Annotated in this window: 25 protein-coding genes and 1 tRNA gene; 12 read left to right on the top strand and 14 right to left on the bottom strand. The window is 63.3% G+C overall.

The window, feature by feature from the left end:
* Positions 1–96: 96 nt before the first annotated feature.
* Genes J3D46_RS21685 through J3D46_RS21675 form a run of 3 tightly spaced genes read right to left on the bottom strand, consistent with a single transcriptional unit; the run spans position 97 to position 2,871 of the window.
* On the bottom strand, positions 97–1,578 hold the full coding sequence (locus J3D46_RS21685; RefSeq protein ID WP_253468778.1) for a catalase: 1,482 nt from the start codon (positions 1,576–1,578) through the stop codon (positions 97–99).
* 15 nt (positions 1,579–1,593) lie between these two features.
* Complete coding sequence (locus J3D46_RS21680) at positions 1,594–2,070, bottom strand: Fur family transcriptional regulator (protein ID WP_089595887.1); 477 nt, start codon at positions 2,068–2,070, stop codon at positions 1,594–1,596.
* Between the two features lie 30 nt (positions 2,071–2,100).
* A complete protein-coding gene (locus J3D46_RS21675) occupies positions 2,101–2,871 on the bottom strand; it encodes a hypothetical protein (RefSeq protein ID WP_253468776.1) in 771 nt (256 codons plus the stop codon).
* Between the two features lie 114 nt (positions 2,872–2,985).
* Here J3D46_RS21675 and J3D46_RS21670 point away from each other — a divergent pair, with 114 nt between their 5' ends.
* Together J3D46_RS21670 and htpX are read left to right on the top strand one after the other, a co-directional pair.
* On the top strand, positions 2,986–4,257 hold the full coding sequence (locus J3D46_RS21670) for an MFS transporter (protein ID WP_253468774.1): 1,272 nt from the start codon (positions 2,986–2,988) through the stop codon (positions 4,255–4,257).
* A gap of 109 nt (positions 4,258–4,366) precedes the next feature.
* The gene (gene htpX, locus J3D46_RS21665; protein WP_090819055.1) at positions 4,367–5,236 is read left to right on the top strand and encodes a zinc metalloprotease HtpX; all 870 of its coding nucleotides are present in this window, start codon (positions 4,367–4,369) and stop codon (positions 5,234–5,236) included.
* Between the two features lie 18 nt (positions 5,237–5,254).
* On the opposite strand, the gene efeB is transcribed toward htpX, so the two are convergent.
* The 4 genes from efeB to J3D46_RS21645 form a co-directional block, all read right to left on the bottom strand.
* Positions 5,255–6,691 carry an iron uptake transporter deferrochelatase/peroxidase subunit gene (gene efeB / locus J3D46_RS21660; protein WP_253468772.1) on the bottom strand — a complete coding sequence of 479 codons (1,437 nt, stop codon included), beginning with the start codon at positions 6,689–6,691 and terminating at the stop codon, positions 5,255–5,257.
* The gene (gene efeO / locus J3D46_RS21655) at positions 6,688–7,872 is read right to left on the bottom strand and encodes an iron uptake system protein EfeO (protein ID WP_374110818.1); all 1,185 of its coding nucleotides are present in this window, start codon (positions 7,870–7,872) and stop codon (positions 6,688–6,690) included. Before efeO ends, efeB begins: the two co-directional genes overlap by 4 nt.
* A 42-nt stretch (positions 7,873–7,914) precedes the next feature.
* On the bottom strand, positions 7,915–8,769 hold the full coding sequence (efeU, locus tag J3D46_RS21650) for an iron uptake transporter permease EfeU (protein ID WP_231340719.1): 855 nt from the start codon (positions 8,767–8,769) through the stop codon (positions 7,915–7,917).
* Positions 8,770–8,964: 195 nt separating this feature from the next.
* Complete coding sequence (locus tag J3D46_RS21645) at positions 8,965–9,456, bottom strand: YajQ family cyclic di-GMP-binding protein (protein WP_017200185.1); 492 nt, start codon at positions 9,454–9,456, stop codon at positions 8,965–8,967.
* A 182-nt stretch (positions 9,457–9,638) separates the two neighbouring features.
* Here J3D46_RS21645 and J3D46_RS21640 point away from each other — a divergent pair, with 182 nt between their 5' ends.
* Both J3D46_RS21640 and J3D46_RS21635 read left to right on the top strand, forming a co-directional pair.
* The gene (locus tag J3D46_RS21640; RefSeq protein ID WP_211712039.1) at positions 9,639–9,905 is read left to right on the top strand and encodes a hypothetical protein; all 267 of its coding nucleotides are present in this window, start codon (positions 9,639–9,641) and stop codon (positions 9,903–9,905) included.
* 128 nt (positions 9,906–10,033) lie between these two features.
* A tRNA-Tyr gene (locus tag J3D46_RS21635) sits at positions 10,034–10,115 on the top strand.
* 260 nt (positions 10,116–10,375) lie between these two features.
* Here the strand turns inward: J3D46_RS21635 and J3D46_RS21630 are convergent.
* Together J3D46_RS21630 and J3D46_RS21625 are read right to left on the bottom strand one after the other, a co-directional pair.
* Positions 10,376–11,167 carry a potassium channel family protein gene (locus J3D46_RS21630; RefSeq protein ID WP_231340720.1) on the bottom strand — a complete coding sequence of 264 codons (792 nt, stop codon included), beginning with the start codon at positions 11,165–11,167 and terminating at the stop codon, positions 10,376–10,378.
* A gap of 47 nt (positions 11,168–11,214) precedes the next feature.
* The gene (locus J3D46_RS21625) at positions 11,215–11,436 is read right to left on the bottom strand and encodes a hypothetical protein (RefSeq protein WP_253468770.1); all 222 of its coding nucleotides are present in this window, start codon (positions 11,434–11,436) and stop codon (positions 11,215–11,217) included.
* A 177-nt stretch (positions 11,437–11,613) separates the two neighbouring features.
* Here J3D46_RS21625 and J3D46_RS21620 point away from each other — a divergent pair, with 177 nt between their 5' ends.
* Positions 11,614–12,159 carry a thioesterase family protein gene (locus J3D46_RS21620; RefSeq protein WP_231340722.1) on the top strand — a complete coding sequence of 182 codons (546 nt, stop codon included), beginning with the start codon at positions 11,614–11,616 and terminating at the stop codon, positions 12,157–12,159.
* Here the strand turns inward: J3D46_RS21620 and J3D46_RS21615 are convergent.
* The 3 genes from J3D46_RS21615 to J3D46_RS21605 are packed head-to-tail and all read right to left on the bottom strand — an operon-like array spanning position 12,156 to position 14,615.
* Positions 12,156–12,956, bottom strand: a complete 801-nt coding sequence (locus J3D46_RS21615) for an ABC transporter permease subunit (protein ID WP_231340723.1) — start codon at positions 12,954–12,956, stop codon at positions 12,156–12,158. The genes J3D46_RS21620 and J3D46_RS21615 overlap by 4 nt on opposite strands.
* Entirely contained in the window at positions 12,949–13,941 is a 993-nt protein-coding gene (locus tag J3D46_RS21610; protein WP_253468768.1) for an ABC transporter ATP-binding protein, read from the bottom strand. The genes J3D46_RS21615 and J3D46_RS21610 overlap by 8 nt, the downstream gene beginning before the upstream one ends.
* The gene (locus J3D46_RS21605; RefSeq protein ID WP_231340725.1) at positions 13,938–14,615 is read right to left on the bottom strand and encodes a TetR family transcriptional regulator; all 678 of its coding nucleotides are present in this window, start codon (positions 14,613–14,615) and stop codon (positions 13,938–13,940) included. Before J3D46_RS21605 ends, J3D46_RS21610 begins: the two co-directional genes overlap by 4 nt.
* Before the next feature lie 151 nt (positions 14,616–14,766).
* Between J3D46_RS21605 and J3D46_RS21600 the strand changes: the two genes are divergently transcribed.
* Both J3D46_RS21600 and J3D46_RS21595 read left to right on the top strand, forming a co-directional pair.
* Positions 14,767–16,629, top strand: coding sequence for a GDSL-type esterase/lipase family protein (locus J3D46_RS21600; protein WP_253468766.1), 1,863 nt, complete (start codon positions 14,767–14,769; stop codon positions 16,627–16,629).
* Positions 16,630–16,710: 81 nt separating this feature from the next.
* Positions 16,711–17,088: a co-chaperone YbbN gene (locus J3D46_RS21595; protein ID WP_011775683.1), complete on the top strand. Its 378-nt coding sequence runs from the start codon at positions 16,711–16,713 to the stop codon at positions 17,086–17,088.
* A 134-nt stretch (positions 17,089–17,222) separates the two neighbouring features.
* On the opposite strand, the gene J3D46_RS21590 is transcribed toward J3D46_RS21595, so the two are convergent.
* Complete coding sequence (locus J3D46_RS21590; RefSeq protein ID WP_231340727.1) at positions 17,223–17,501, bottom strand: putative quinol monooxygenase; 279 nt, start codon at positions 17,499–17,501, stop codon at positions 17,223–17,225.
* Positions 17,502–17,584: 83 nt separating this feature from the next.
* Here J3D46_RS21590 and J3D46_RS21585 point away from each other — a divergent pair, with 83 nt between their 5' ends.
* Together J3D46_RS21585 and J3D46_RS21580 are read left to right on the top strand one after the other, a co-directional pair.
* Complete coding sequence (locus J3D46_RS21585) at positions 17,585–19,261, top strand: AMP-binding protein (protein WP_253468764.1); 1,677 nt, start codon at positions 17,585–17,587, stop codon at positions 19,259–19,261.
* Between the two features lie 132 nt (positions 19,262–19,393).
* Positions 19,394–20,314 (top strand): hypothetical protein, encoded by a 921-nt coding sequence (locus J3D46_RS21580; RefSeq protein WP_253468762.1) that lies wholly within the window; start codon positions 19,394–19,396, stop codon positions 20,312–20,314.
* Positions 20,315–20,388: 74 nt separating this feature from the next.
* Here J3D46_RS21580 and J3D46_RS21575 read toward each other — a convergent pair whose 3' ends face one another.
* Positions 20,389–21,360, bottom strand: coding sequence for a DNA-3-methyladenine glycosylase (locus J3D46_RS21575; RefSeq protein ID WP_253468760.1), 972 nt, complete (start codon positions 21,358–21,360; stop codon positions 20,389–20,391).
* Between the two features lie 130 nt (positions 21,361–21,490).
* On the opposite strand from J3D46_RS21575, the gene J3D46_RS21570 reads away from it, so the two are divergent.
* From J3D46_RS21570 to J3D46_RS21560, 3 genes are all read left to right on the top strand, one after another.
* Positions 21,491–21,883, top strand: a complete 393-nt coding sequence (locus J3D46_RS21570) for a VOC family protein (RefSeq protein ID WP_253468758.1) — start codon at positions 21,491–21,493, stop codon at positions 21,881–21,883.
* 91 nt (positions 21,884–21,974) lie between these two features.
* On the top strand, positions 21,975–23,360 hold the full coding sequence (locus tag J3D46_RS21565) for a cystathionine beta-synthase (protein ID WP_231340732.1): 1,386 nt from the start codon (positions 21,975–21,977) through the stop codon (positions 23,358–23,360).
* A gap of 95 nt (positions 23,361–23,455) precedes the next feature.
* Positions 23,456–24,625: a cystathionine gamma-synthase gene (locus tag J3D46_RS21560; protein ID WP_253468756.1), complete on the top strand. Its 1,170-nt coding sequence runs from the start codon at positions 23,456–23,458 to the stop codon at positions 24,623–24,625.

Raw genomic sequence — 24,625 nt, 5'->3', positions numbered from 1 at the left:
ATAGGTCAAAAGAGCTATGTGGAAAAACAAAAAGAACACCCCGCTGCGGAGATCCGCAACGGGGTGTTCCTGGAAAATGCAGTAACGCGAAGACGCTTAGAGCTTGTTGGCTGCTTCGGCGTCGGACTCGGTCTGGCCTGCACCGAGGTTGGCACGGAGCTTGGCGCCGAGATCGGAGTCAACGTTGGTCCAGTACTGGATGGCGCGTTCCTTGATGTCGGCGTTCTTCACGCCGCCCACGGCACCGGTGATGGTGTCCAGGAGGCGGGCCTTGGCAGCGTCATCGTAGACCTCGCGGTACAGGGTACCGGCCTGGCCGAAGTCGCTGTCCTCAGCGTGCAGGGTGTGCGCGGAGAGGGTGAGCTCGCCGTCGTTCTCCCAGCCACCGGCCGGCGAAGTGGGCTCAACAGCAGCCGGGCCACCAACAGAGTTCGGTGCGTACACCGGGGTGGAGGGGGAGTTGAACAGGAAACGACCCTGGCCATCCTGGCTGTAGTTGTTGACCTGGTTCTTGGGCTGGTTCACCGGGATCTGTGCGTGGTTGGTACCCACGCGGTAGCGGTGTGCGTCGGCGTAGGAGAAGATGCGGGCCTGCAGCATCTTGTCCGGGGAAGCAGCGATGCCCGGTACGAAGTTCGACGGCGCGAAGGTGGCCTGCTCGATCTGCGCGAAGTAGTTCTCCGGGTTCTTGTTCAGCTCCATGGTGCCCACGTGGATCAGCGGGTAGTCAGAGTGCGGCCACACCTTGGTGAGGTCGAACGGGTTGAAGCGGTACGTCTTGGCGTCTTCGTACGGCATGACCTGGACGTGCAGTTCCCAGGAGGGGAAGTTGCCATCGGCAATGTTTTCCTGCAGGTCGCGGATGTAGAAGTCCGCGTCCGAGCCGGCAAGTTCTTCAGCCTGGTCACCGGTGATGGTCTTGACGCCCTGGTTGGACTTGAAGTGGTACTTGACCCAGAAGCGCTCGCCAGCGGCGTTGATCCACTGGTAGGTGTGCGAGCCGTAGCCCTGCATTTCACGCCAGGAAGCCGGGAGGCCGCGGTCGCCCATGAGCCAGGTGACCTGGTGTGCGGACTCGGGGGAGAGGGTCCAGAAGTCCCACTGCATGTCAGCGTCACGCAGGTGGGTACCCGGGAGGCGCTTCTGGGAGTGGATGAAGTCCGGGAACTTGATGCCGTCGCGGATGAAGAAGACGGGGGTGTTGTTGCCCACGAGGTCGTAGTTGCCCTCGGAGGTGTAGAACTTCACGGCGAAACCGCGGGGATCGCGCCAGGTGTCAGGAGAACCATTCTCGCCAGCGACGGAGGAGAAACGGATCAGCATGTCCGTCTCGGTACCCGGCTGCAGGAAAGCTGCCTTGGTGTAGGCCGAGACGTCCGAGGTGGTCTTGAACGTACCGAATGCGCCGCCACCCTTGGCGTGCACTACACGCTCCGGGACCCGCTCGCGGTTGAACTGTGCGAGCTTCTCCACCAGGTAGTGGTCGGTGAGGATGATGGCACCGTCAGCGCCGACGGACTTAGAGTGCGCGTCGGAGGTAACGGGTGCACCTGACTGGGTTGTTGAAATAGCAGTCATTGTTCTCCTTTTTTCTTATTTCTGAGTTACGGAAGTTACGGGAAGCTGTTGTTTGGACTGGCAGTCCTGGCAGACGCCTTGATACAGGACATCGGCGATCTGGATGGTCATGGGCTTGGAATTCTCATCCCAGTGCGGGGTGAGGCACGGTGCGTGCCCCACGGCGCAATCCACGTCCTCCACCTTGCCGCAGCTGATACACACGGCGTGATGGTGGTTGTCGCCCACCCGGGTTTCATAAAGTGCCGGGGAGTGCGGTGGTTCGAAGCGGCGCAGCATCTGCAGGTCCGTGAGGTCGCTGAGCACTACGTAAACGGACTGCGCCGTCAGTTCAGGAAGCTCTTTGCGTGCAGCGGCAAGGATGCCTTCTGCCGGGGAGTGTGGATGGTGCTGGACCGCGGCGAGCACCGCCAACCGCTGCTTGGTCACACGACGGCCGTGGGCATGCAGGGCGGCGGCCCATTCTGCTTGCTCGGCTGTGTGATCTGTCATGCATTCATTGAAACACTTATTTTGAGGAGTTCACAATAAGGCAAGGCTAACTTCCGGTGAACGGAGCAGGGCCTCGAGCGGGTTTACTTCCTCAGCGACGGATCGTCCCAGCGCATGGACACGCAAGGGGACGCCGGCGTCTTCGGGTTCCACTGCGACACAACTGAATCCGCTGACGCCGCCAGGCAAAGGAAGCGCTCCCAAGGCCGCACCCATCGCCAGGAGCTCCGCTGGCTGGATATCCCGGATGGAATCGAGGTGCCGGGCCGGCTCAATGACCGCGTGCCGGGGTCCGGCGTCCACGGTCCGCACCAGCGGACCGGACTCACTGACAGGCTCGACGGCGGCACTTAGGTCACTGGCGGACGTCGCCGCTGCGTCGGGTCGGCCTCCCCGCAGTGCGTCACGGAGGGCGGCGTCGGTGCCATCGAGTTCCTGTTCCGGCACCCCCGCCCGACGATGGGCCGGCAGCGATAACTGGAGTCCCGGCGTCGTGGTTTCTCCGTCCCACCGTCCGAAAAGGTGGAACGTCGGCGTTGACGACTCCGCCACAGGCTCTCCAATGGCCGAGCCCAACGGGTGCCATTGGTGGGCAAACATGACAACGCACCGCGACACGCCAAGGACCTCGTGAAGGGCGGCGCGGAGAAGGGTGTGGCAGAAAAGCCAGTCGGCAGCCGAGGAATGCGCGAACTCCGTGGAGGGATCTGAGAGCCTGATCAGGACATGACCGGCGGTGAGGGGATGGCGCGGCCGGGCAATCTCCCAAAAGCCCGAACGATACAGCAATTGTCGTGACATGACCTTGTCAACTCCTTCCCCCGGGTGAGCCTACCAAGCGGAGTACCACAGAGGGGAGAACAGAGGTGGAAGGGTGCGGCGGGAGGCCACCGCAATGGTCGTTAAGGTAGGACGGTGGCGAAACTACTGGCAGACATCACCCCACTGAAGGAGAGTCCGGCTTTTCGGCGGCTCTGGATGGGGGCATCGGTGGCCGCCATTGGTACCCAACTGACACTGGTGGCTGTCAGCCTGGAGGTCTACCGGCTCACCCAGGAGAGCTTCTATGTAGGCCTCCTCGGCATCTTCGCGCTGGTCCCCTTGGTCATCGCAGGGCTCTACGGGGGATCCGTTTCGGATGCCTATGATCGACGCAAAGTGGCCCTCGTCGCCTCGCTGGTCCTCTGGGCAACAACGGCCGGACTGGCGTTGCAGGCCTGGCTGGAGATCGGCAACATCTGGATCCTCTACGCGCTGGTGGCTATCCAAAGCGGCGCCCAAGGTATAAACGGTCCGGCCCGCAGCGCCATCATCCCACTCCTGGTCCGCAAGGATTTGCTCCCCGCTGCCAATGCCCTGAGCATGCTCACGTTTGGCCTGTCCATGACGGCGGGACCGCTGTTGGCCGGAGTGCTCGTGGCCACCATAGGCTTCGGCTGGACCTACACCATTGATGTCATCAGCTTCACGTTCGCACTCTGGGGCCTCTTCAAGCTGCCTCCGTTGCCGCCGTCGAAAGATGCTGTGCGGCCAGGGCTCCGCTCCGTAGTGGAGGGCTTCCGTTTCCTGGGCACCCGACCCAATGTCCGCATGACCTTCATCATCGACCTCATCGCCATGATCTGCGCGCAGCCGCGTGCTTTGATGCCTGCCATCGGGGCGGTCATGATCGGCGGAGGCGAAACAACGGTGGGTGTCCTGCTGGCTTCGACGGCCGTGGGAGCGTTCCTCGCCGGCCTGTTTTCCGGGCCGCTGGGCCGTGTGCGAATGCAGGGCAGCGCCGTGGTGTGGTCCGTGGTTGGTTGGGGAGCCTCGATTGCGGGCTTCGGGCTGGTGGTGTTGCTGGCGGGCGATGCGGGCCGCGATGGCGTCACGCCGTGGTTGATCCCGGCTGCCCTCTGCTGTGCCCTTGCGGGGATTTCCGACTCTGTCAGCGCCGTCTTCCGCACCACCATCCTCCAGTCGGCTACTCCGGATCACCTGCGGGGACGGCTCCAGGGCGTGTTCATCGTGGTGGTGGCCGGTGGTCCCCGGGTGGGGGACATGCTGGCAGGCGGTGTCACGCAGTTCCTCAGTGAAGGCGGCGTGCTGCTCATCGGGGGAGTTCTCTGCATTGTCCTGGCATGGCTGGCTTCACGCTTGCAGCCCGGGTTCGTTGCCTACGATGCGAAGCATCCTGTGCCCTAGCCTGGCCCGCCACTTCGGCAACGTAGGCTGACAACGGAACACGGCGACCGGCGTCGGCGTTAATCCGTAGAGAACCCCGCAAGAGCTGACGAAAGTGACCAGGGAAACCGTGCATAAACACAACAATGGACTCAAGACTGCCGCGCTCTTCGGTGTGCTGTGGGCGGTGTTGTTGGGTTTGGGCGCCATTATCGCGGCAGGGACCCGCAGCACGACGCCTATCTGGATCATGGCCCTCATCGGCGTTGGTACTACTGCCTACGGATATTGGAACAGCGACAAGATCGCCATTCGCTCCATGGCGGCCTACCCCGTCACCGAGGCACAGGCTCCGCAGCTCTACCAGATCGTTCGGGAGTTGTCCGTGCGTGCCAACAAGCCCATGCCCCGGATCTACCTCTCGCCCACCATGACGCCCAACGCCTTCGCCACTGGCCGCAACCCCAAGAACGCTGCCGTGTGCTGCACCGAGGGAATCCTGCACCTCCTCGACGCCCGCGAGCTCAGGGGTGTGCTGGGACATGAGCTGATGCACGTGTACAACCGCGACATCCTGACCTCATCCGTCGCAGCCGCCGTGGCCGGTGTCATCACGTCCGTGGGGCAGATGCTGCTGATATTTGGCAGCGGGGACCGGCGAAACGCCAATCCGCTGGCCACCATTGCAATGGCCCTGCTCGCGCCGTTTGCGGCGTCATTGATCCAGATGGCCATTTCCCGAACCCGCGAGTACGACGCCGATGAGGACGGTGCCGAGCTGACCGGAGACCCGTTGGCGCTCGCCTCAGCCCTGCGCAAGATCGAATCCGGCGTCAGCCAACTGCCCCTGCCGCAGGACCAGAAGCTCGTCAATGCCTCGCACCTGATGATCGCCAACCCGTTCCGTGGCGGAGGAATGCGGCGTATGTTCTCCACGCACCCGCCCATGAAGGAACGGATCAGCCGCTTGGAACGGATGGCCGGGCGGCCACTTTCCTAGGTTCCCGTTGAACCAGGGCTAGGCGAACAGCCCTTCGCCAATGAAACCGCCGGCTTGGACGCCCGGAGGCACGGCAAAGAGCCCCGAGCCTGTGTGCTTCAGGTACTCCACAGACAACGTGTCGCCCTTGGCCAAGGCCAGCTGCATGGGCACGTAGTGCGTCCGGGGATCCTTGACGAACGCAATAAAGAACAGGCCTGCGTCGAGGTGGCCCAGCCCGTCCGAGCCATCCGTGAAGTTGTATCCGCGGCGCAGCATCCTCACGCCGGCATTCTGGTCAGGGTGGGCCAGCCTCATGTGGGAATCCATGGGAATCAAGGGTTCCCCGGCCCGCCCCGCCAACGAGAAGTCGGGCGTGGTGAACTCCTCCCCGCCTGACAGGGGAGCACCCACGCCCTTGGTCCGGCCGATCAGCCCTTCCTGTTCCCGCAGCGAAGTTCGGTCCCAGATTTCGATGTGCATCTGGATCCTGCGGGCCACCAGATAGCTGCCGCCCCTCATCCATTGCTCGCCTGGACCGGCACCCGCGCCAACCCATACGTGCTCCTCAAGAAGAGCGTTGTCTTCGACCTTGAGGTTATTGGTGCCGTCCTTGAAGCCAAAGAGGTTCCGCGGCGTCACCTGCGCCCTGGACGTGGAGGAGGTGCGTCCAAACCCCAGCTGCGACCAATGGACACGCACCTTGCCGAACCCGATCCTCGCAAGGTTGCGGATGGCATGCACGGCAACCTGGGGATCGTCCGCGCAGGCTTGGATGACGATGTCGCCACCGGTTCGCGCAGGCTGAAGATCGTCACCGGGGAAATGCGGGAGGTCGATCAAAGCCTCCGGACGCCGGCCGTCCAGTCCGAACCGGGGCTTGCCGTCCTTTTCGAACAGCCCCGCACCAAAACCGAACGTTAGGGTCAGCTTCGCCGCGGGAAGGTCCAACGCCTCGCCGGTGTCTTCCGGAGGGGCATCGTACGGTCCGTCGACGGCGCCTGTCTTGCCCGTGGGGTTGCCGGTGGTCATGGCTTCAGCCGCGGCCGTCCAGTCCTTGAGGAGCTTGATGAGTTCCTTGCGGTCCTCTGTGGTGACATCGAAAGCGGCCATGTGCAGGCGGTCCTGTGCCGGGGTGGTGATGCCGGCCTGGTGATCGCCAAAGAAGGGGACTGCTGCATCCCCTGCGGTGGTGTCCGCAGCGGAAGCGGTCGCCGCCGTCAGGACATCATGGCCGAGAAATCCGGCGGCCAGCCCGGCTACTGCTCCGGCACCCCCGACCCCCGCGAGCGAGAGCAGGCCGCGTCGGGACATGCGGGAGGTACCTTCTGCAGCGGACGTCGCCACACCGCCGTCGTGCGCCTCCTGGTGAGTCACGACGGCGGCTGGCTCGCCGGAGTGCCCGACGCCGTTACTCTCACCTGGGCGGTTGGCGTCGGCGCTTTCGCCGGTGTGCCCGAAGGGGCAGCCGCTCACAGCACCACGGCTGCGGTGAGCTTGGAGAGGGGCTCACCCAGCGAATCGACCAAGGCCGCGAGCTGCTGGACCTGCTCCTGGCTCAGCTCGTTGTAGTAGACGAAGCCATCGCCCTTGGCGTGCTTCTTGAGTTCGGTTTGCAGGGCCGTGAACTTTTCGTCCAAGGACTGGGCGAGCTCTGCGTCCTTCTGCTCCAGGGCCGGCCTCAGGTTCTCGAAAGCGATGCGGGCGCCGTCAACGTTGGCCTGGAAGTCCCAAAGGTCGGTGTGGGACCAGATCTCTTCTTCGCCGGTGACCTTGCCGGTCGCAACTTCATCGAGCAGTTCCTTGGCGCCGTTTCCGAGCTTGTCCGGGGTCAGTTCCACCGTGCGGGTGCGGGTGACGAGGTCCTCGGTGTCCGCTACCAGTTGCGTGGAAATGGCGGTGCGCTCCGCCGGGGTCATAGCCGTGTACTCTGCCGGCGGGAAGAGGTCCTTCTCGGCGCGGTGCCAGCCGGTCCATTCCTGGCCGGGCTCAAGGTCTGCCTCGCGGGCATCCAACTTGGGGTCCAGGTCGCCGAAGGATTCAGCTACGGGTTCGATCCGCTCCCAGTGCATGCGGGTGGAGGCGTAGAGGTCGCGGGCCTTGCCGGCGTCACCGGCGGCGAAGGCTTCAGCGAAGGCCTTGGTGCCCACAATGAGCTGCTCCGTCTGGTCCTTGACGTAGGCGGCGTACTGCTGGGACCCGTTGTCCAGGAGCTTCTGGAAGTCGGCATCCACGCTGGGCTTGGTGCCGGATTCGGTGACCTCAAAGGACGCGCGGATGCCTTCGCCCTGCATTCCGGGCTTGCACGCAGTGTTGTATTTACCGGCCGGAGCCGTGACCACCAGGTTGCGGGTGATGCCGGGGCCGATGTTCTCCACTTCGCCCAGGATCCGCAGGCCATCTTCGGCCAGCAGGTAGAACTCGGTCACCTCAGTGCCCTCGTTCTTCACGGCAAAGGTGAGGTTGCCGCTCGGTGCGGTTCCCGTGGAGACCTTGCACTCATTGGCGGTGCTGCTGACCTGGATGGGACCATCCGTAGCGCCCGTGGTCTTCGTGTTGTCGGTGCAGCCGGCAAGTACCAGGGGCACAGCGGCGGCCGCGCCAATGACGGCGAGGGTCCTCCGAAGTTTCGGGGAAGAGGATGCGGGCAGGAACATGGGTGTGTCCTTTGTCTTGGGAGTGGGCGTCAGGGCCGGGGATTACGGGTGTGCCGTGACGGCGGTGGTGGAAGTCTTGCGGGAAGCCTGGGGTGGGGCGGAGCGGTTGGCCCGGATGTAGAGGAACAGCACCGGAATGACGTACAGAAGCCACGCCGCCGCTTCGAGCCAGGTGGTGGCGGGGGAGAAGTTCAGCGTGCCCTTCAGCAAAGTGCCGTACCAGGACGACGGCGGGATGGCAGCTGAGACGTCGAAGGCCAGGTTGTTCAGGCCGGGCAGTATGCCGGCTTCCTGGAGATCGTGGATTCCGTAGGCCAGCACGCCCCCTGCGATGATAATGAGGCCAACTCCGGTCCAGGTGAAGAAGCGGCCAAGGTTCACCTTGAGGACGCCCCTGTGCAGCAGGTACCCCAGGCCAGCCGCTGTCAGCAGGCCAAGCAGGGCGCCGAGCAGGGGAAGCGTGGTTTCGCCCGTGGCCTGGGCTGCGGCCCAGATGAAGAGGGCCGTTTCGAGGCCCTCACGGCCCACGGCCAGTGCCGCAACCACCACAAGGCCCCAGGCGGCGCCGTCGGCCGCTTTATCCACTTGCGAGCGGAGTTCGCCACCGAGGCTGCGCGCGGTGCGGGCCATCCAGAAGACCATCCAGGTCACCAGGGCCACGGCCACAATGGACAGACCGCCGCCGATTGCTTCCTGCGCCTCGAAGGTGAGGCCGCGGGGGCCGAACGTCAGAAGTGCGCCGAAGCCAAGCGAAATAGCGATGGCGAGGGCAACGCCCATCCATACCCTGGGGATCAGGTGACGCCTGCCGGTCTTAATGAGATAGGCCATCAGGAGGACCACGATCAGTGATGCCTCAAGGCCTTCGCGCAGGCCGATCAGGTAATTGGCGGTCATGGATTTACTTTCGCTAAGGGGGCCGTACTTAGGCTCACCTAAGGAAGAAGGATACGTTGACTTGCCTATTACGCAAACTAATCGTGCGCTAATCCGCGCATCCATTACGACAGTCGGTGTAGTTTCGGGCAGCAAAAAGCCGGGACGCAGGCCCTGTAACGGGCTCGCATCCCGGCCTTTCGGACGGTGCTGGGACTAGCTGCGGAAGTTCACGAACTGGAGATCGGCCTCTTCGAACTTCTTGAGGATGTTCATGGTCTCCTGAAGGTCGTCGCGGGACTTGGAGGTCACGCGGAGTTCGTCGCCCTGGATCTGGGACTTGACGGACTTGGGGGCTTCATCGCGGATGATCTTGTTGATCTTCTTGGCGATGTCCTGGGCAATGCCTTCCTTGATGGTGCACTCCAGGCGGAATTCCTTGCCGGAGGGGAAGGGCTCGCCCTGGTCCAGGGACTTCAGCGAGATGCCGCGCTTGATCAGCTTGGACTGGAAAACATCCAGGACAGCAAGGACGCGGTCCTCGGAGTTGGCCTTCATGAGGATCTTTTCGCCGCTGAAGTCGATCTCCGCGCCGACGCCCTTGAAGTCGTATCGCTGTGCGATTTCCTTCTGGGACTGGTTGAGCGCGTTGGCGACCTCTTGCTTGTCTACCTTGCTGACGACGTCGAATGTGGATTCGCCTGCCATGACTCTCCTTAGGTTGGGGGCCCTGTGAGGGCGGGTTGGTCTGGCATCCAGCCTAGTACGGAAGCCGCGGCTTGGGGCCGTGGAGCACTTTCACAGTTCGCTCACAGCACATGCAGGGTGGGAACCGAGGGTATGGGTTGAGAGTTGTACCAGTTGGAAGAACGCATCGTCGGAGGATCAGCATGAGCAGCAAGGCCGTCCAGTCCATCAGCAAATCCGCTTCTGCAGCAGCAGGCTCCATCGGTACGGCCGCGGTTGCTGCGGCGAGTGCAGTGGCAGCAGCGGCGGTTGCAGCGTCGATTGTCCTGAGCCCGGTCCCTGATGCCACTTCCCGCATGGATGGAGTGCATGCGGATCTGCTGCGGGCTGTGCAGCTCAACCAGATCACTCCCGAGCAAGCCGAAAAGTTCGAAGCGAAACTGGCTGGCCGGATCCTCGGGGAAGCCTGAAATACGCGGAAATCACGGGTGTCTGCCCTCGATTAGATTCTTCGCAAAAACTTCTGTAAGGTTGTCTCTGCCTTCGGTTACCGGATCGAAAAGAAACGGTCTCCGGAAGTGATCTTCTTTTGAAGTTCGGCAGATTACCCGAGCGGCCAAAGGGGGCTGACTGTAAATCAGCTGGCAACGCCTACGGGGGTTCGAATCCCTCATCTGCCACCCAAGGAAAATCCCCGGAACCACTGGTTCCGGGGATTTTTTGTGTGCCCAGCGAGTTCCCGGCGCCGGGTCCTGCCGGAGGATCCCGCAGTTGTTCGCCCGTGCGCGGCGCGGGAACCGAATGAGCGTGGGTCCAGCCGTACCGCCACCACCCACTTTGATCGCACTTACCCGGCGACTCGCCGCAATCCAGGGCGTGTCATGCCATCTGGGCCCTCAATGTAGGTGGTGACGGTACGGGATCGAGCGGGACGCCGAGCCTAGACTTCACGCTCCCGCCCGAATTCCGTGGTTTGCCTGACCGTCGTGGCTTCCCGGAGCTCGGCGATCTCCATCCTCAGGGCCGCGATTTCGGTCACCAAGTCAGCCATTTCTGCCCGAACGGGTTCTTCGGCTGCGGCGGCTTTCACTTCGGCTGCCGCTGCCACACCCTCAGCGTTCTCTTCAATCCGTTGAACCAGCCAGGAAGCGATGGATGCTGTGACAATACCGAGCACAGCGATGCCGCTCATCATGAGGGCCGCGGCCACGATCCTCCCGATGGGAGTCACGGGATACAGGTCTCCGTAGCCAACGGTGGTGATGGTGGTGACGGCCCACCAGGCGGCGTCGCCGAAGTTGACGATCTTGGCGCCGGGGTCATTCTGTTCGACATCCAGGACGGCCAGTGCGCCGATGAGGATGAGCATCGCGGCTGCACCTGCCACGTAGGTGGCAACCCGCCCGCGCAGGGTTTCGCCTACGGTGCGCTGAAGAACGGACAGCAAAGTGACGAGGCGCAGCAGCCGCAGGGGCCGGAAGAAGGGGAGTATCACGATCAGGAGTTCGTGCAGGTTCCAGAGGAACCACCGCATCCTGTCTTCCGCGAGCCAGAGGTTGACGAAGTAGTCCAGCGCGAAGATGCCCCACGTAATCCAGAGGACAATCTCGAAGGGCACCGCATCGGCGCCGTTCACCCGGCCGATGACCTGCCATGCATAGGCAGTGAGGAAAATCAGGGCCGTGGCCATGAGGGGCCATTCCACCAGGTCCCGGTATCGCGCTTGAGTCATACGGGAATACTAGCCACCTGGGACTCCTGCGCCCGGGATGAACCCCATCAGGCGGCGGGCGTCTCCAGCCAGTACCCATCCAGGTGGTGGATCAGTTGGCGGCCCAGGCCACCTTTGAGCTGGATCCACAGCGTGCTGCGGTCATTCGTCATGCCATCGATGGTTCCCTCGATGCGGTTGCCGCGGGCGTCCTGGAGGACCACGTTCTGGTGGCGGGAGAGTTCCGGCCAAACGTCGCCTTGCGGCCTGGTGGTCTGAAGCGTGCTCAAAGGGGTCCCCCTTGTGTATTCCGTGAAGATGAGTTTCAGATATTGTGCACGGCTTTGATGAACCAGCGGTAAACGTTAGTGCAATCGTTGGACATAAACAGGAGCTGTGCCGTGGGTCCAGTCCGCAACGTGGTCGCCATCTTTCCCTGAAAGTTACCGGCGGGTAACATGTCTGGCATGCACCTGCTTCTTCGTACCCTCATGCTGCTGTTCACTTCGTCCAAGCGGTCGCCGCTGGGTGTCTGGGAAGAATCCTCACTGCCATTGAAGGTGCTCCCCACGGATATCGACATCGCAATGCATGTCAACAACGGCATGTATTTCTCGCTGATGGATCTTGGCCGTTTCGATCTCATGGTCCGTAGCGGCATCTGGACCAAGATGCGTAAGAAAGGGTGGAGTCCGGTTGCTGCCGGCGAAACCATCGCTTTTCGCAAGTCCCTCCAGCTCTGGCAGCGCTACACCATCGAAACCCGCATCATCGGCCTGGACACCAAGGCCATCTACTTTGAACAGCGGATGGTGGTGAAAGGCGAAATCTACGCCCGCGCTCACATTGCCACACGCTTGGTGACCAAGGGCAGGCCGGTCACGCAGGAAGAAATCATCGCCGAGTTCGGAGCACCTCCCGCAGATCTGGAACTGCCTGAATGGATCCACGAATGGCGTGAAAACAATGCACTGCCCGGAGCACGCCGGCCCGCCCCGCACGTCTGGAGCTAGACACCCACATCGCGTCGCTGCAGTGCCACAGCACCCAGCGTGATGAGGGCCGCCGAGATGCCGAGCAGCCCGGCGACGGCGCCCCAGTCAGCACCATTGGCCACCGGGGAGTTCCCGTACGCCCAGTGGTAGGGCGAGAGGTTCAGCAGCCATTCGACGTCGGGACTTTGCCTCCCTACCGCGTTGAACACGTAACCGAGGACAGCGACGGCTGCACCTGCGGCAATCGCGTAAATCTTCCGTCCGGTCAGAGCCCCGGCACAGAGAGCTGCGGTTCCGCTGAGGAGGGCAAGCGCGGCAAACAGCAGCGCCGCTCCGGCGAGATGTCCGACGTCGATACTCAGTTCGGAGGGCCGGTTCAGGGCCAGGACCAACAGGAAGACAAGGACTGACAGGAACGCGATTCGCACCAGGATTGCGAGGGCGCGCTCCAGCACCACCTGCACGCGGGTGACGCTGTGCGCGAGGGTCAGTTCCAGCAATCCGGATTCTTCGTCCCCGCCTACGGCTGAGGCACCCCAGCCGACAGAGGCCATGGACATCAGCAGGAACCCGACCAGTCCGAACAGTGTTGCCTGGGTGTAGCCGGGACCTGTGGCGATTTGGTCGTAGTTCAGTGCCTTGGTCATCTCCGGCGGGAGGGCATTGATCAAGTCCTGCATTTGCGAATTTCCGCCGATGGACGGATACAACGGCAAGTACAACATGATCGCGGCCGTCAGCCCCAAGGCCCAGGCAAGGGTGGAGCGCCACGAGTCGGTAAGCGCTTTGGTAAAGAGGGGCAGGAACCTAGGCATGATGTGCTCCTTCGGTTCGAATTCCTCTGCTGTTGCTGTGGCCGTTGTCGGTACCCGGGGAAGACCCTGTGTACAGCGTCAGCACAGCTTCTTCCAGGTCCGGTTCTTCGAGGACCAGGTCCGTCAGGTTCAGCCGTGCCAACTCCTGGACCAGGGGCTGGACGTCCCCGGAAAGGGTTGCCGTAGCCGTCACTGTTCCGGTGGCGTGGCCGTCGGCAGGGAGCTCCCGCACCGCAACATTGGCGACGCCTGGCACCCGGGCCAGCAGCGCTCCGACGTCGTTCGCTGCGGTGCCGGTGCTGTTGAACCGGAGCTGCCGGACGGCCGCCATCCTCAGGGCTTCCACCGTGGAGACGGTGACGATTTCGCCGTCGCGGAGGATGGCGACTGCGTCAGCTGCCTGCTGGACTTCGCTCAGGACATGCGAACTGAGGAAGACGGTAGCGCCGCCATCCACGGCCTCGCGGACCATGGCATGAAAAACCTGCTGGACGAGGGGGTCCAGGCCGCTGGTTGGTTCATCGAGGACCAGGAGTTCGGGTTGGTGCATGAAGGCCTGCAGCAAACCCAGCTTCTGTTTGTTGCCTTTGGAGAGTTTCCGGGTCTGGCGGTCCAGATCCAGGTTCAGGCGGTCAGCGAGGTCGTTGACGTGGTGAGGGTTCACGGGGCCGCTGATGGCGGCGAAGTGCTCCAGCATGCGGCGTCCCGTGGTGCGGTTCTCCAAATGCAGTTCACCGGGAAGGTAGCCGATCCTGCGGCGGAGTGCCGTGCCGGCACGACGCGGATCCTGTCCGAGGACCGAGATGGAACCCGAACTCGGCCGGATGATGTCCAGCAAGCACCGCATAGTGGTGGTCTTGCCGGCTCCGTTCGGTCCGATGACGCCGAACACAGTCCCGGGCTCCACGGCAAAATCCAGGCCGTGCAGGACCTCGCGGGGACCGAACCTCTTGTGTAACCCCTCGACGACGATTGCCTGGGTCACGGGGCATGCTCCCTTCCGTGGTTGGTGGTGTCTTGCTCCAAGGCATCGCGGGCCGCATCCAGGAACCGCGAGTCCGTGTAGAAACCGTGGGTGTAAATCTCCAAGGCAGGCAATGTCAGTTGCCGCAGCAGCTCAGGTCCGATGCCGTTCGGCTCCGGAGCCACGGCCCCCAAAGTCCTCGAAAGGTGCCTGCCCAGCATGAGCATCGAAAGACTGTTGGACGCGATGACGACGGCAGTGGAGTGGGTATCGTGGAAATTCCGTATAGTGCCGGCTTCGATCCCGGCATGGATGATGTCCTGGGTCTGTTTCACAACGGCGTCGAAGAAGGCGTCGCCGGCGTCGGATTCGTCGCCCAGGGAGCGTCGGATGTAGGCGATCTCGTGGGCATATTGGTCAGGGTGGTTCAGATAGTCCTGGATCAGCAGACGGGTGGACATGGGGTCCGCCTTCTCGCGGCCCTGTGTGGCTGTTTGCGCGAGGACGTGCTGGTCGCAGGCCTCGCGGAGCCCTGCCTTGCTGCCGAAATGGTGGATGACCAAACCTGGGCTGACGCCGGCCGCCGAGGCGACTGCGCGCACTGTGGCGCGGGAGAATCCGTCGCGGCCGAAAAGTCCGATGGCGGCGTCGCGGATGCGGGCCCGTGTGGTGAAATCCTCAGCGTTTGAACGCATGTTTCAAAGACTAAACAGTTGTTCAATGCTGATCAAGAGGCAGCGACATAACGATGTGGCACCATTGGCTGCGTCGCCGGTGTTGGGACTGCCGGCGTCGCAGATACTTGCCTCAGTGTTTTGATGTGGCAGCAGTTTGGGGGTTGGCGAAGTGGGTTTTACCAAGACGGCGATGGGGCCCGTGCGGCGTTGGTTCCTGGGCTCGATGGCGGTGGCGCTCCTGGTTCCGGGCACCCTGGGGGCGGCGTTGCCAACCCAAACGTTCGCGGTCCCGGATGCGGCTTCCACCACAGTCCAGGCTTCAACCCCGGCCCTCACGGGCGCCATCGGACACCTCTACAACACCAGCGCGTGGGCACGAAGCGTGCTGCTCCGCCCCACTGGGGCCGAGGAATGCTCAGGAAGTGGAAGCAACGCCGGCTGCGTCCAACGATTCGCGGGTGGCGACATCGCCTGGTCGGCACGCACGGGAGCACGCGTGGTGGTCAACGGACCTGTCCGCACATCGTGGTGGGGCGCCGACGGCCCGGCCGGCTTCCACGGCTATCCCGCCACCGATACGGCAAGCGGGCTCCGCAACGGCGGTTCCAAGCAGTCATTTGAGCGCGGGACCATCACATACTCACCGGCCACAGGCGCCCAGCGTACTGGCGGATCCATCCATCTGGCTTGGGGCCGCAGCGGCTTCGAAGGTGGCTTCCTCGGCTACCCGGTCACAGGGGAAAGCACCGGACTGCGCGACGGCGGCGCGTGGCAAGCCTTCGAACGCGGCTTTGTGGTGTGGTCACCGGCCACTGGTGCCCATCCATCCATGGGTGCCATCCGTGAACGCTGGCGGCGGGCCGGAATGGAGGAAGGCGAGCTGGGATACCCGGCCACAGACGAAGCTTTGGGCCTGAAGAGCGGAGGCTCGTCCCAGGAATACCAGCGCGGAACCATCATCTGGTCACCGGCCACTGGCGCCAAGGCCCTGACCGGGGCCATCCGAAGCTACTGGTCATCCACGGGAGGCCAAAACGGTGCCCTCGGGTATCCAGTGGGAGAGGAAGTCAGGCAAAACAACTTCGTCTACCAGCTCTTCCAAGGCGGTACGGTCTACTGGTCGGCGGCAACGGGTGCGCACTCCACCACCCATGGGGATGTTCATAACCGCTACAACTCGCTGGGCGGAGCGGCCGGTCAGTTGGGTCTTCCCCTCACTGACAAGCTTCCGCGGGCCGGTGGACTCGTTCAGCAGTTCGCCAACGGCTGGCTGGTGTGGGGCCCGGCCACGGGCGCACGGATTGTTGGCCACCCCACCTACAAAGTCTGGTCCATCACCCCGGGTGAATTCGGTTGGCCGGTAAAAGACACCTGGACGGATGGCAGGGGCGCCCACGTGGCCTTCCAGAAGTTGGAAACCATCTGGAGCGATGCCACCGGGGAGCTCTACTCGGCCGAGGCCGTTGACGCATCCACAGCGGTTTTCCTTGGCGACTCACAGCTGGACATGGACTCGTGGGGCGAGCAAGGCGCCCGGGCGGCCGGCTACCCGCGCCAAGTAGTTCGCAGCATCGGCGGGATCGGCTATGTTTCCGGAAGTCCCGCCGTCGGTGGTGGCTCCGCGACTGATGCGCTGGCGCAGGACCGTATCCTCCTGCCGCAGGGAAATCCGGGCCTGGTGGTGGTGACCCTGGGCGGCAACGATGCCAGGATCGGCGCGACGGACGCGGCCATCCTCTCGCAGGCGAACCGGCTCTGGGACGAGCTGCGCCGCAAGTATCCCCGCAGCACCATCCTGATCAACGGCGTCCTTTCCCGCTACGATGCCAGCCACGCCCAACGCCGTTGGGTGGACGGGCTCGTGACCCGCGAAGCGGCCCTCCGTGGTTGGCCGCGCATCTCGATGTCCGGCACCGCAACCATTGCCGGGGCAGCCGGCGACTACCTCGATGGCGCCCATATGAACCAGACGGGCCACAACAAGGTGGCGCCGCTCTACGCATCCGCGATTAAGTACGTCCTGGGCAAGTAGCTGTTTATTCCCGGTAACGCGTGAAGCGAACAGGCCACGCCTCCACGGGACTTAGCAGGCATGGTCGCGTACCGTGGAACCATGGCTACAGTTGACATCACTGGAGAACAGTTCGCATCGACTATCGAGGACAACGACATTGTCCTGGTGGATTTTTGGGCTGCCTGGTGCAGCCCCTGCCGCCAGTTTGCCCCCACGTACGGGGCTGCATCGGAGAAGCACACTGACGTCGTGTTCGCGAAGGTGGACACCGAGGCCGAGCAGCAGCTCGCTGCCGAGGCCGGGATTACCTCCATCCCCACGCTGATGGCTTTCCGTGAAAAGGTCCTGGTCTTCTCGCAGCCGGGCGCCCTCAACGGCCCGCAGCTTGAGCAGGTCATCGAGGCCGTGAAGGGACTGGACATGGAAGAAGTCCACGCCCACGTTGCCAAGGCGCGCGCCGAGGCCCAGGAAAACTAAAGACCAGCCCGGCTGCTTGAAACACCGAAGCCGCTGGAAGCAAACGAGGTCGCCGGAGAATTCCGGCGACCTCGTTGCGTTAAGAGCGTCATCGCAGCTTTCCGGCGATGTCGCCGGGCTGAAGCGGGAAGAGGCTAGAGCCGTTCGAGCGTGACGGGCTCGGCAAGAAGCGCGCTGAGGGACTCGTTCAGGTCCTGGACGGCAATACCCTTGGAGTGCTTCTCGAGGAGTTCCTCTGATTCCCAACGCTCGGTCAGGACCAGCTTCTCTTCGGTGGCCTCGGTCAGCTCGTACCGGATGCAGCCGGGCTCGTTCACGACCTCGTCGATGGCGATTTCCAAAGCGAGCTTCACACGGAAGAACTCGCCTTCGTTGGGGATGAACGTGGCCTGCAGGTCAATGGGTGCACTCATGGATCCAACCCTACCGGCAGGACACGGCCCCACTGGAGGTGGTTACGGTTCTGTTGCGCCCAGTCCCTTGGTAGCGTTCCGTCATGTTGTCCTACACTGCCGGAGACACTGACGTCCCGCTGCTCGAAGAGACCATCGGCGCCAATTTTGAGCGCATCGCCGCCAAGTTCCCTTTGCGGGACGCCCTGCTTGAAGCGGCCGCGACGCCTGGCGGTGACGCCCGCCGCTGGAGCTACCAAAAGCTGAACGACGACGTGAATCGCCTCGCCCGGGCCTTGCTCGCCATCGGGGTGGCCAAGGGCGAGCGGATCGGCATCTGGAGTCCCAACTGCGCCGAATGGACCATCCTCCAGTACGCCACCGCAAAGATCGGCGCGGTGCTGGTCAATGTGAACCCCGCATATAGGAGCCATGAGCTGGAGTTCGTGGTGAATCAGAACGGCATGCGGATGCTGGTTGCCGCTCCGTCGGACAAAAACAGCGACTATGTGGGCATGGCCAGAAACGCGGCCGCCAACTGTCCCGAACTCCGGGAAATCGTCTTCCTCCCGGGAGACCCTGCCCTCGGGCTGACCGTGGGCGAACCGGAAGCCAACCACGAACTCACCTATGCCGAGCTCCTGACCCGGGCTGACGGCGTCGGGCCTTCAGCAGTGGCGGACCGCATGGCCGAACTGGACCCGTACGATCCCATCAACTTGCAGTACACCTCTGGAACCACAGGCTTCCCGAAGGGTGCCACCCTGACCCACCACAACATCCTGAACAACGGGAACTCAATCGGGCGTCTCCTGCGGTACACCGAGCACGACCGTGTGGTGATTCCGGTGCCGTTCTATCACTGCTTCGGCATGGTGATCGGCAATCTGAACGCGTTGAGCTTCGGAGCGGCAACCATCATTCCCGGCCGCGGCTTCAACCCGTCGGCCGCGTTGGAGGCGGTGCAGGACTTCGGCGGAACCTCGCTCTACGGCGTCCCCACCATGTTCATTGCGGAGTTGGCGCTGGAGGAATTCGCATCCTACGACCTCTCGACCCTGCGGACCGGCGTCATGGCAGGGTCATTGTGTCCCATCGAAGTGATGCGCCGGGTCATCGACGAGATGCACATGGTGGATGTGGCCATCTGTTATGGCATGACCGAAACCTCGCCTGTATCCACCATGAACCGGGCGGGGGATACCCTGGAGCAGCGCACCACCACGGTGGGCCGGACCATGCCGCATTTGGAGAGCAGGATCGTGGACCCGGGCTCGGGCGAGGTGGTGGAGCGTGGCGTGATCGGTGAACTCTGCACGCGCGGTTACGCGGTGATGCAAGGCTATTGGGGCCAGCCGGACAAGACGGCAGAATCGATCGACGCTGAGGGTTGGATGCACACCGGTGACCTGGCCCGCATGGACCAGGACGGCTACTTGGTGATCGAGGGCCGGATCAAGGACATGGTGATCCGGGGTGGGGAGAACGTCTACCCCCGGGAGATCGAGGAGTTCCTGTATCTGCACCCGTCCATCCGGGATGTCCAGGTGATTGGCGTTCCGGACGAAAAATACGGTGAGGAACTGATGGCGTGCATCATCCTCAAACCAGGTGCAGAGCCGCTGACCGCCGTGGACGTGGCCGAATACTGCCGCGGGAAGCTGGCCCACTACAAGATTCCCCGCTATGTGGACGTCCGCGAGAGCTTCCCCATGACGGTCTCGGGCAAGGTTCGGAAGGTGGACATGAGGCAGGAAGCGGTGTCCCGCCTGCACCTATAACTCCAACGCGGGGTCACATACGGCCCATGTTGGGGCCGGTGATGGGCCGTAAGTGACCCCGCGTCGCATCTTTGGGAACTCAACCTGTGGATAACGCCTTGAGGGCCGCGCTGCGCCGACAGACTTGAAGGCATGGTCCGTATCAACCCGCTGCCCGAGGGACTCCGGTACCGGGCGTTCACCACCTACGAATCACGCGAGCTTGGCATCCCGGCCAAGAGGCTGAGGGCGAAGGACCTCTCCGACGGCGGCCGGTTGATTCACGTGCCAAAGGGGAGACCCCTCGACTTGGTTGAACGCGCCCGGGTGCTTACGGAGGCAACACCGGGAGCATGGATTTCCCACGAAACTGCGGCAATCCTTACGGGTTTGGGGCTCCCTCCGTGGATGGATGGCGGAAAGTCCATTCACCTCAGCAAACCGCACACCCTTCCAAGGGTCCGCCGTTCCGGAGTAACCGGGCACCGCGTCCGTGTTCATCCCGGGGAAGTTATGGACTTGGACGGAATTCCAGTATCGGTGCGTCCCCGGACGTGGCTGGACCTGGCCCGCGTTCTTCCCCTCAATTATGTGATTGCCATGGGGGACCAGTTGATCAGGCGGCCACGCCCGTCGTTGGAGTTTCGTACGGAGCCCTACGCCCACCTCTCCGGACTGCACCTGCTGATACGACAACACCCCAATCTTCAGGGGGTGGAGAAGGCAAGGCTCGCACTCGAAGAAATGCAGGTGGGTGCCGATTCGTATCCCGAGACATTCTTGAGACTGGCCATGAGGGACGCCGGACTGCCCGAACCGGAACTGCAATTGCGGCTTAACCCGACGGACCCCATGTCACCTGCGGCCGATCTTGGATACCGACGTTTCCGGATTGCGGTCCAGTACGACGGAGCGCACCACCTGACGAGGCAGCAACAATCGCGCGATAATCGGCGGGATGAGGCATTTCTAAGCGCGGGGTGGAGCTACTTCAAGCTCAATGCCGACGATCTGGCCGATGGCTTTGCTGGAGCGATCGGGAGAATCAAGAAAGCGAAGCTGCGTGCGCCCTAAGCAACCCGGGGTCACTTACGGCCCAAAGATGGAGCCAGGATGGGCCGTATCTGACCCCGCGTTGCTTTAAAAGGTCAGTGGCCGCGGTGATCCTGAACGGTCATTCGTGGGCCGAACGTGGGTTTCCGGAAGCCGCTCAGATACAGCATCCTGACCAGCCGCTGCCTCTGCCCGCGCCACGGCTCCAGGAGTTGGAGCATGCCGGCGTCGTCGGTCTTTTGACCGGTCAAGGCATAGCCCACGTACGAGGCCAGGTGGTAGTCGCCCACGGAGATTGAATCCGGGCAGCCATGAGTCCGCTGGACAACTTCGGCAGCTGTCCAGATGCCGATTCCAGGAATAGTCTGCAGCTTCGCACCGGCCTGGGCTGAGTCCACCCCGGCCAGCCGTTCAAGAGCGACGGCGGACTGCAGCGCCCGCATCACCGTGGCCGAACGCTGTGGTCCAACCCCGGCCTTGTGCCATTCCCAGGACGGAATGGCCAGCCACTGCCTGGCGGTGGGAGGAACGAGGAGTCCAGCAGGAGCCCTGCCCGGCCCTGGCGTTCCATAGCGGTACATCAGGTACCGATAGCCCCGACGTGCCTCCAAAGTGGTGACCTTTTGCTCCAAAATGGTGGGCACCAGTGAATCAACCACCCGCCCGGTGGAGGGCAGCCGCAGAGCGAGGTTCCGGCGTCGTGCTTCAGTGACACGGCGCGGGAGGGTGGCATGGAACGTGGGCTCGTCGAACGCGGACCAATCGTCATCGGCGCCCAGGAGCCTCGGCACTCCGGCAATGGCATCCGCTGCTCCGGGTCCCCAGGCTTGTGCGTCCACGAAGGAATCGGCGCCCAAACCGCCTGCCGAGAGGCGGAGAGTCACGGGGCCCGAGGGAGTAGTGAACGCCATCCAGAAGCCATTGTGGTGTGCCGCGAAGGAAGGATCCGCGTTGCCGCGCATCAGCGGAAACATGGTCTGGTCCAAACGGAAGGAACCGCCCGGATGCCACCTGACGGCTGCATCTGCCGCGGCCGCAACAACGGGCGGGGCGTCTGCGATGGTCATGTTTTCATGGTCCCACGCCCGGCTGACAATGAGCTCAATCAACCCCTTACGGCAGCAGCCGGCCAGGGCTAGACTCCCTGATGTGGCGTGGGTGGGCCGCGCCATATCCCAGGTACAAGGAGCGCGAATCGTGGCCGCAATAGTGCATTTCGAGATTCCGACGGACGACAAGGACAGGGCCAACGCATTCTATGCGAGCACGTTCGGCTGGAACCTGAGCCCCATGCAGGGGATGGACTACACCATCGCCCTGACCGCACCCTCGGACGAACAAACCGGGACGCCCAAGGAACCAGGAGCCATCAACGGCGCCCTGTTCCCACGGACGGACGCCCTGAAGACCCCCATCCTGACCATCGACGTGGAGGACATCGACGCAGCCCTTGAGCAGGTGGAGTCCGCCGGCGGCAGCGTTGTCCAGGCCAAGGACGCCGTCCCCACCATGGGCTGGTATGCCTATTTCAAGGACACTGAGGGCAACGTCCTGGGGGTGTGGCAGACCGACACCTCCGCTGGAACCTAGTCCGCGCCCGGCCCTGCGGGCACCCGGACCCGGCCCGCCTGGTAGGGGACAGAAGCAAGCCCCACTGCGGGCAGGCGGTAACTTTGTACCTATGAAGTACGCCCAGTCCGTGTTGGACCTCATCGGCAATACGCCGCTCATCAAGCTCAACCACGTAACGGACGGGATCAAAGCCACCGTCCTGGTCAAGCTCGAATACGTCAATCCCGGCGGATCCATCAAGGACAGGATCGCCGTGAAGATGATCGAGGATGCGGAAAAGGACGGTCGGCTCAAGCCGGGCGGAACCATCGTTGAGCCGACGTCGGGCAACACCGGAGTGGGATTGGCGCTGGTGGCCCAGCAAAAGGGCTACAAGTGCATTTTCGTAGTGCCGGACAAAGTGGGAGAGGACAAGCGCGCCGTCCTGCAGGCGTACGGTGCCGAGGTAGTGGTCACACCCACGTCCGTGGCTCCGGACAGCCCGCAAAGCTACTACGGCGTTTCCGATCGCCTGGTCAGCGAGATCCCGGGCGCCTTCAAGCCGGACCAATTCTCAAACCCCGCCGCCCCCGGCAGCCACTTCGAGTCCACTGGCCCTGAAATCTGGCAGGACACCGACGGCAAGGTCACGCACGTGGTCATCGGCGCCGGAACCGGCGGCACGATTACCGGCACAGGCCGCTACCTCAAGCAGGTCTCAGCTGACCGTGCAGAGTCCGACGGCGGCCGGGTCAAGATCATCGGTGCGGACCCGGAAGGTTCGGTCTACTCAGGCGGAAGCGGCCGGCCCTACTTCGTTGAGGGCGTGGGTGAGGACATGTGGCCCGACAACTACGATCCTTCCGTGCCTGACGACGTTATCGCCGTGTCCGATGCCGACTCCTTCTCCATGACGCGCCGGCTTGCCCGCGAGGAAGGCCTCCTGGTGGGCGGCTCGTCCGGCATGGCTGTTGTTGCGGCCCTGCAGGCTGCCAAGGACTTGGACGAGTCCGCTGTGATGGTGGTGATCCTCCCGGATTCCGGTCGCGGCTACCTGGCCAAGATCTTCAATGACCAGTGGATGCGCTCCTACGGCTTCCTCTCCGGCGGCGAAGAGTCTTCGGTGGGCGAGGTCCTCAAGTCCAAGACGGGGGAGATGCCGGACCTGGTCCACATCCACCCGAACGAGTCTGTCCGTGACGTCATCAACATCATGAACGAATTCGGCGTCTCCCACATCCCGGTGCTCTCCCAGGAGCCGCCGGTCGTGATGGGCGAGGTCGTGGGTGCCGTGGACGAGCGTAGCCTCACCAGTAAGCTGTTCCGCGGCGAAGCGAAGCTGATGGACAAAATCTCCGAACACATGGGTGAGCGCCTGCCCGTGATCGGCTCACTGGAAACCATTTCCGCCGCGCGCGAGCTGCTGTCCGACGTCGATACCGTCATGGTGACCTTCGCCGGCGCCCCCGTGGGCATCCTGACGCGCCACGACCTTCTGGCATACCTGAGCAACTAGGCGCCCTGCGCCCCATTCAAGCCGGCGCCCGATCCAGCCGGCGCCCGATCCAACCGTTGACCGATCCCACTTTGAATGAACCAAGAGGAGCATCCATGTCTGCCACCCACAACGCCGGGTTCAACACACGTGCCGTCCACGCCGGACAGGCCTTCGAACCGCGGACCGGCGCTGTGGTGCCGCCGCTGCACTTCAGCTCCACGTACGCCCAGGACGGCATCGGCAACCTGCGTTCCGGTTACGAGTACGGACGTGGCGGCAACCCGACGCGCGACGCCCTCCAGGAGCAACTTGCCGCCCTTGAGGGTGGCACGGCAGCGTTCTCCTTCGGCTCAGGCCTCGCTGCCGAAGACTCGCTCATCCGCGCAATCGCCCGCCCCGGGGACCACATTGTCCTGGGCAACGACGCCTATGGCGGAACCTACCGCCTCATCAACCGTGTCCTGGGAGACTGGGGCATCGGCAACACCCCCGTGGACATGTCGGACCTGGACGCCGTGGCTGCCGCAGTCGCTGCGAACAACACCCGCATCGTCTGGGTGGAGACGCCATCCAACCCGATGATGAAGATCACCGACATCGAGGCACTCGCCGCCGTAGCGCACGACGCCGGTGCCCTCCTGGTGGTCGACAACACCTTCGCTTCGCCCTACTTGCAGACTCCGCTCGCTTTGGGCGCGGACGTGGTGGTCCACTCCACCACCAAGTACATCGGCGGACACTCCGACGTTGTGGGTGGCGCCATTGTGGTGAAGGACGCTGAGCTCGCGGAGAAGATCGGCTTCATCCAGTTCGCCGTGGGTGCGGTCTCCGGTCCCATGGATGCGTTCCTCACCACCCGCGGGCTCAAGACCCTGGGCGTCCGCATGGATCGCCATAGCGAGAACGGCCAGGCCGTTGCTGAATGGCTGCTGCAGCGTCCCGAGGTGGAAGCAGTGCTGTACCCGGGCCTCCCTGACCACCCGGGCCACGAGCTCGCTGCCAAGCAAATGAAGAAGTTCGGCGGGATGGTGTCCGTTCAGTTCAAGGGCGGCGAGGCAGCCGCGCGCACGGTTGCAGAGTCCACCTCGGTCTTCACCCTGGCGGAATCCCTGGGCGGCATTGAATCCCTCATGAACTACCCGTCGGAAATGACCCACGCCTCTGTCAAAGGCACCGAGCTTGCCGTCCCGGTCAACCTCCTGCGCCTCTCCTGCGGCATCGAGGAAGCCGAGGACCTGATTGCCGACCTTGAGCAGGCCTTCGCGAAGATCAGCAACGGCTGA

It is taken from the genome of Paenarthrobacter sp. A20, assembly GCF_024168825.1.
In the GTDB taxonomy this organism is placed as follows: domain Bacteria; phylum Actinomycetota; class Actinomycetes; order Actinomycetales; family Micrococcaceae; genus Arthrobacter.
Note: the sequence above shows the minus strand (reverse complement) of the source record. Positions and strands in the feature narration are given on the sequence as shown.

What these genes read in the sequence shown, in the direction of transcription:
- J3D46_RS21685 (WP_253468778.1), bottom strand. Translation starts at nt 1,578, where the DNA reads ATGACTGCTATTTCAACAACCCAGTCAGGTGCACCCGTTACCTCCGAC.
- J3D46_RS21680 (WP_089595887.1), bottom strand. Translation starts at nt 2,070, where the DNA reads ATGACAGATCACACAGCCGAGCAAGCAGAATGGGCCGCCGCCCTGCAT.
- J3D46_RS21675 (WP_253468776.1), bottom strand. Translation starts at nt 2,871, where the DNA reads ATGTCACGACAATTGCTGTATCGTTCGGGCTTTTGGGAGATTGCCCGG.
- efeO (WP_374110818.1), bottom strand. Translation starts at nt 7,872, where the DNA reads ATGTTCCTGCCCGCATCCTCTTCCCCGAAACTTCGGAGGACCCTCGCC.
- efeU (WP_231340719.1), bottom strand. Translation starts at nt 8,769, where the DNA reads ATGACCGCCAATTACCTGATCGGCCTGCGCGAAGGCCTTGAGGCATCA.
- J3D46_RS21645 (WP_017200185.1), bottom strand. Translation starts at nt 9,456, where the DNA reads ATGGCAGGCGAATCCACATTCGACGTCGTCAGCAAGGTAGACAAGCAA.
- J3D46_RS21640 (WP_211712039.1), top strand. Translation starts at nt 9,639, where the DNA reads ATGAGCAGCAAGGCCGTCCAGTCCATCAGCAAATCCGCTTCTGCAGCA.
- J3D46_RS21630 (WP_231340720.1), bottom strand. Translation starts at nt 11,167, where the DNA reads ATGACTCAAGCGCGATACCGGGACCTGGTGGAATGGCCCCTCATGGCC.
- J3D46_RS21620 (WP_231340722.1), top strand. Translation starts at nt 11,614, where the DNA reads ATGCACCTGCTTCTTCGTACCCTCATGCTGCTGTTCACTTCGTCCAAG.
- J3D46_RS21615 (WP_231340723.1), bottom strand. Translation starts at nt 12,956, where the DNA reads ATGCCTAGGTTCCTGCCCCTCTTTACCAAAGCGCTTACCGACTCGTGG.
- J3D46_RS21605 (WP_231340725.1), bottom strand. Translation starts at nt 14,615, where the DNA reads ATGCGTTCAAACGCTGAGGATTTCACCACACGGGCCCGCATCCGCGAC.
- J3D46_RS21595 (WP_011775683.1), top strand. Translation starts at nt 16,711, where the DNA reads ATGGCTACAGTTGACATCACTGGAGAACAGTTCGCATCGACTATCGAG.
- J3D46_RS21590 (WP_231340727.1), bottom strand. Translation starts at nt 17,501, where the DNA reads ATGAGTGCACCCATTGACCTGCAGGCCACGTTCATCCCCAACGAAGGC.
- J3D46_RS21585 (WP_253468764.1), top strand. Translation starts at nt 17,585, where the DNA reads ATGTTGTCCTACACTGCCGGAGACACTGACGTCCCGCTGCTCGAAGAG.
- J3D46_RS21580 (WP_253468762.1), top strand. Translation starts at nt 19,394, where the DNA reads ATGGTCCGTATCAACCCGCTGCCCGAGGGACTCCGGTACCGGGCGTTC.
- J3D46_RS21575 (WP_253468760.1), bottom strand. Translation starts at nt 21,360, where the DNA reads ATGACCATCGCAGACGCCCCGCCCGTTGTTGCGGCCGCGGCAGATGCA.
- J3D46_RS21565 (WP_231340732.1), top strand. Translation starts at nt 21,975, where the DNA reads ATGAAGTACGCCCAGTCCGTGTTGGACCTCATCGGCAATACGCCGCTC.
- J3D46_RS21560 (WP_253468756.1), top strand. Translation starts at nt 23,456, where the DNA reads ATGTCTGCCACCCACAACGCCGGGTTCAACACACGTGCCGTCCACGCC.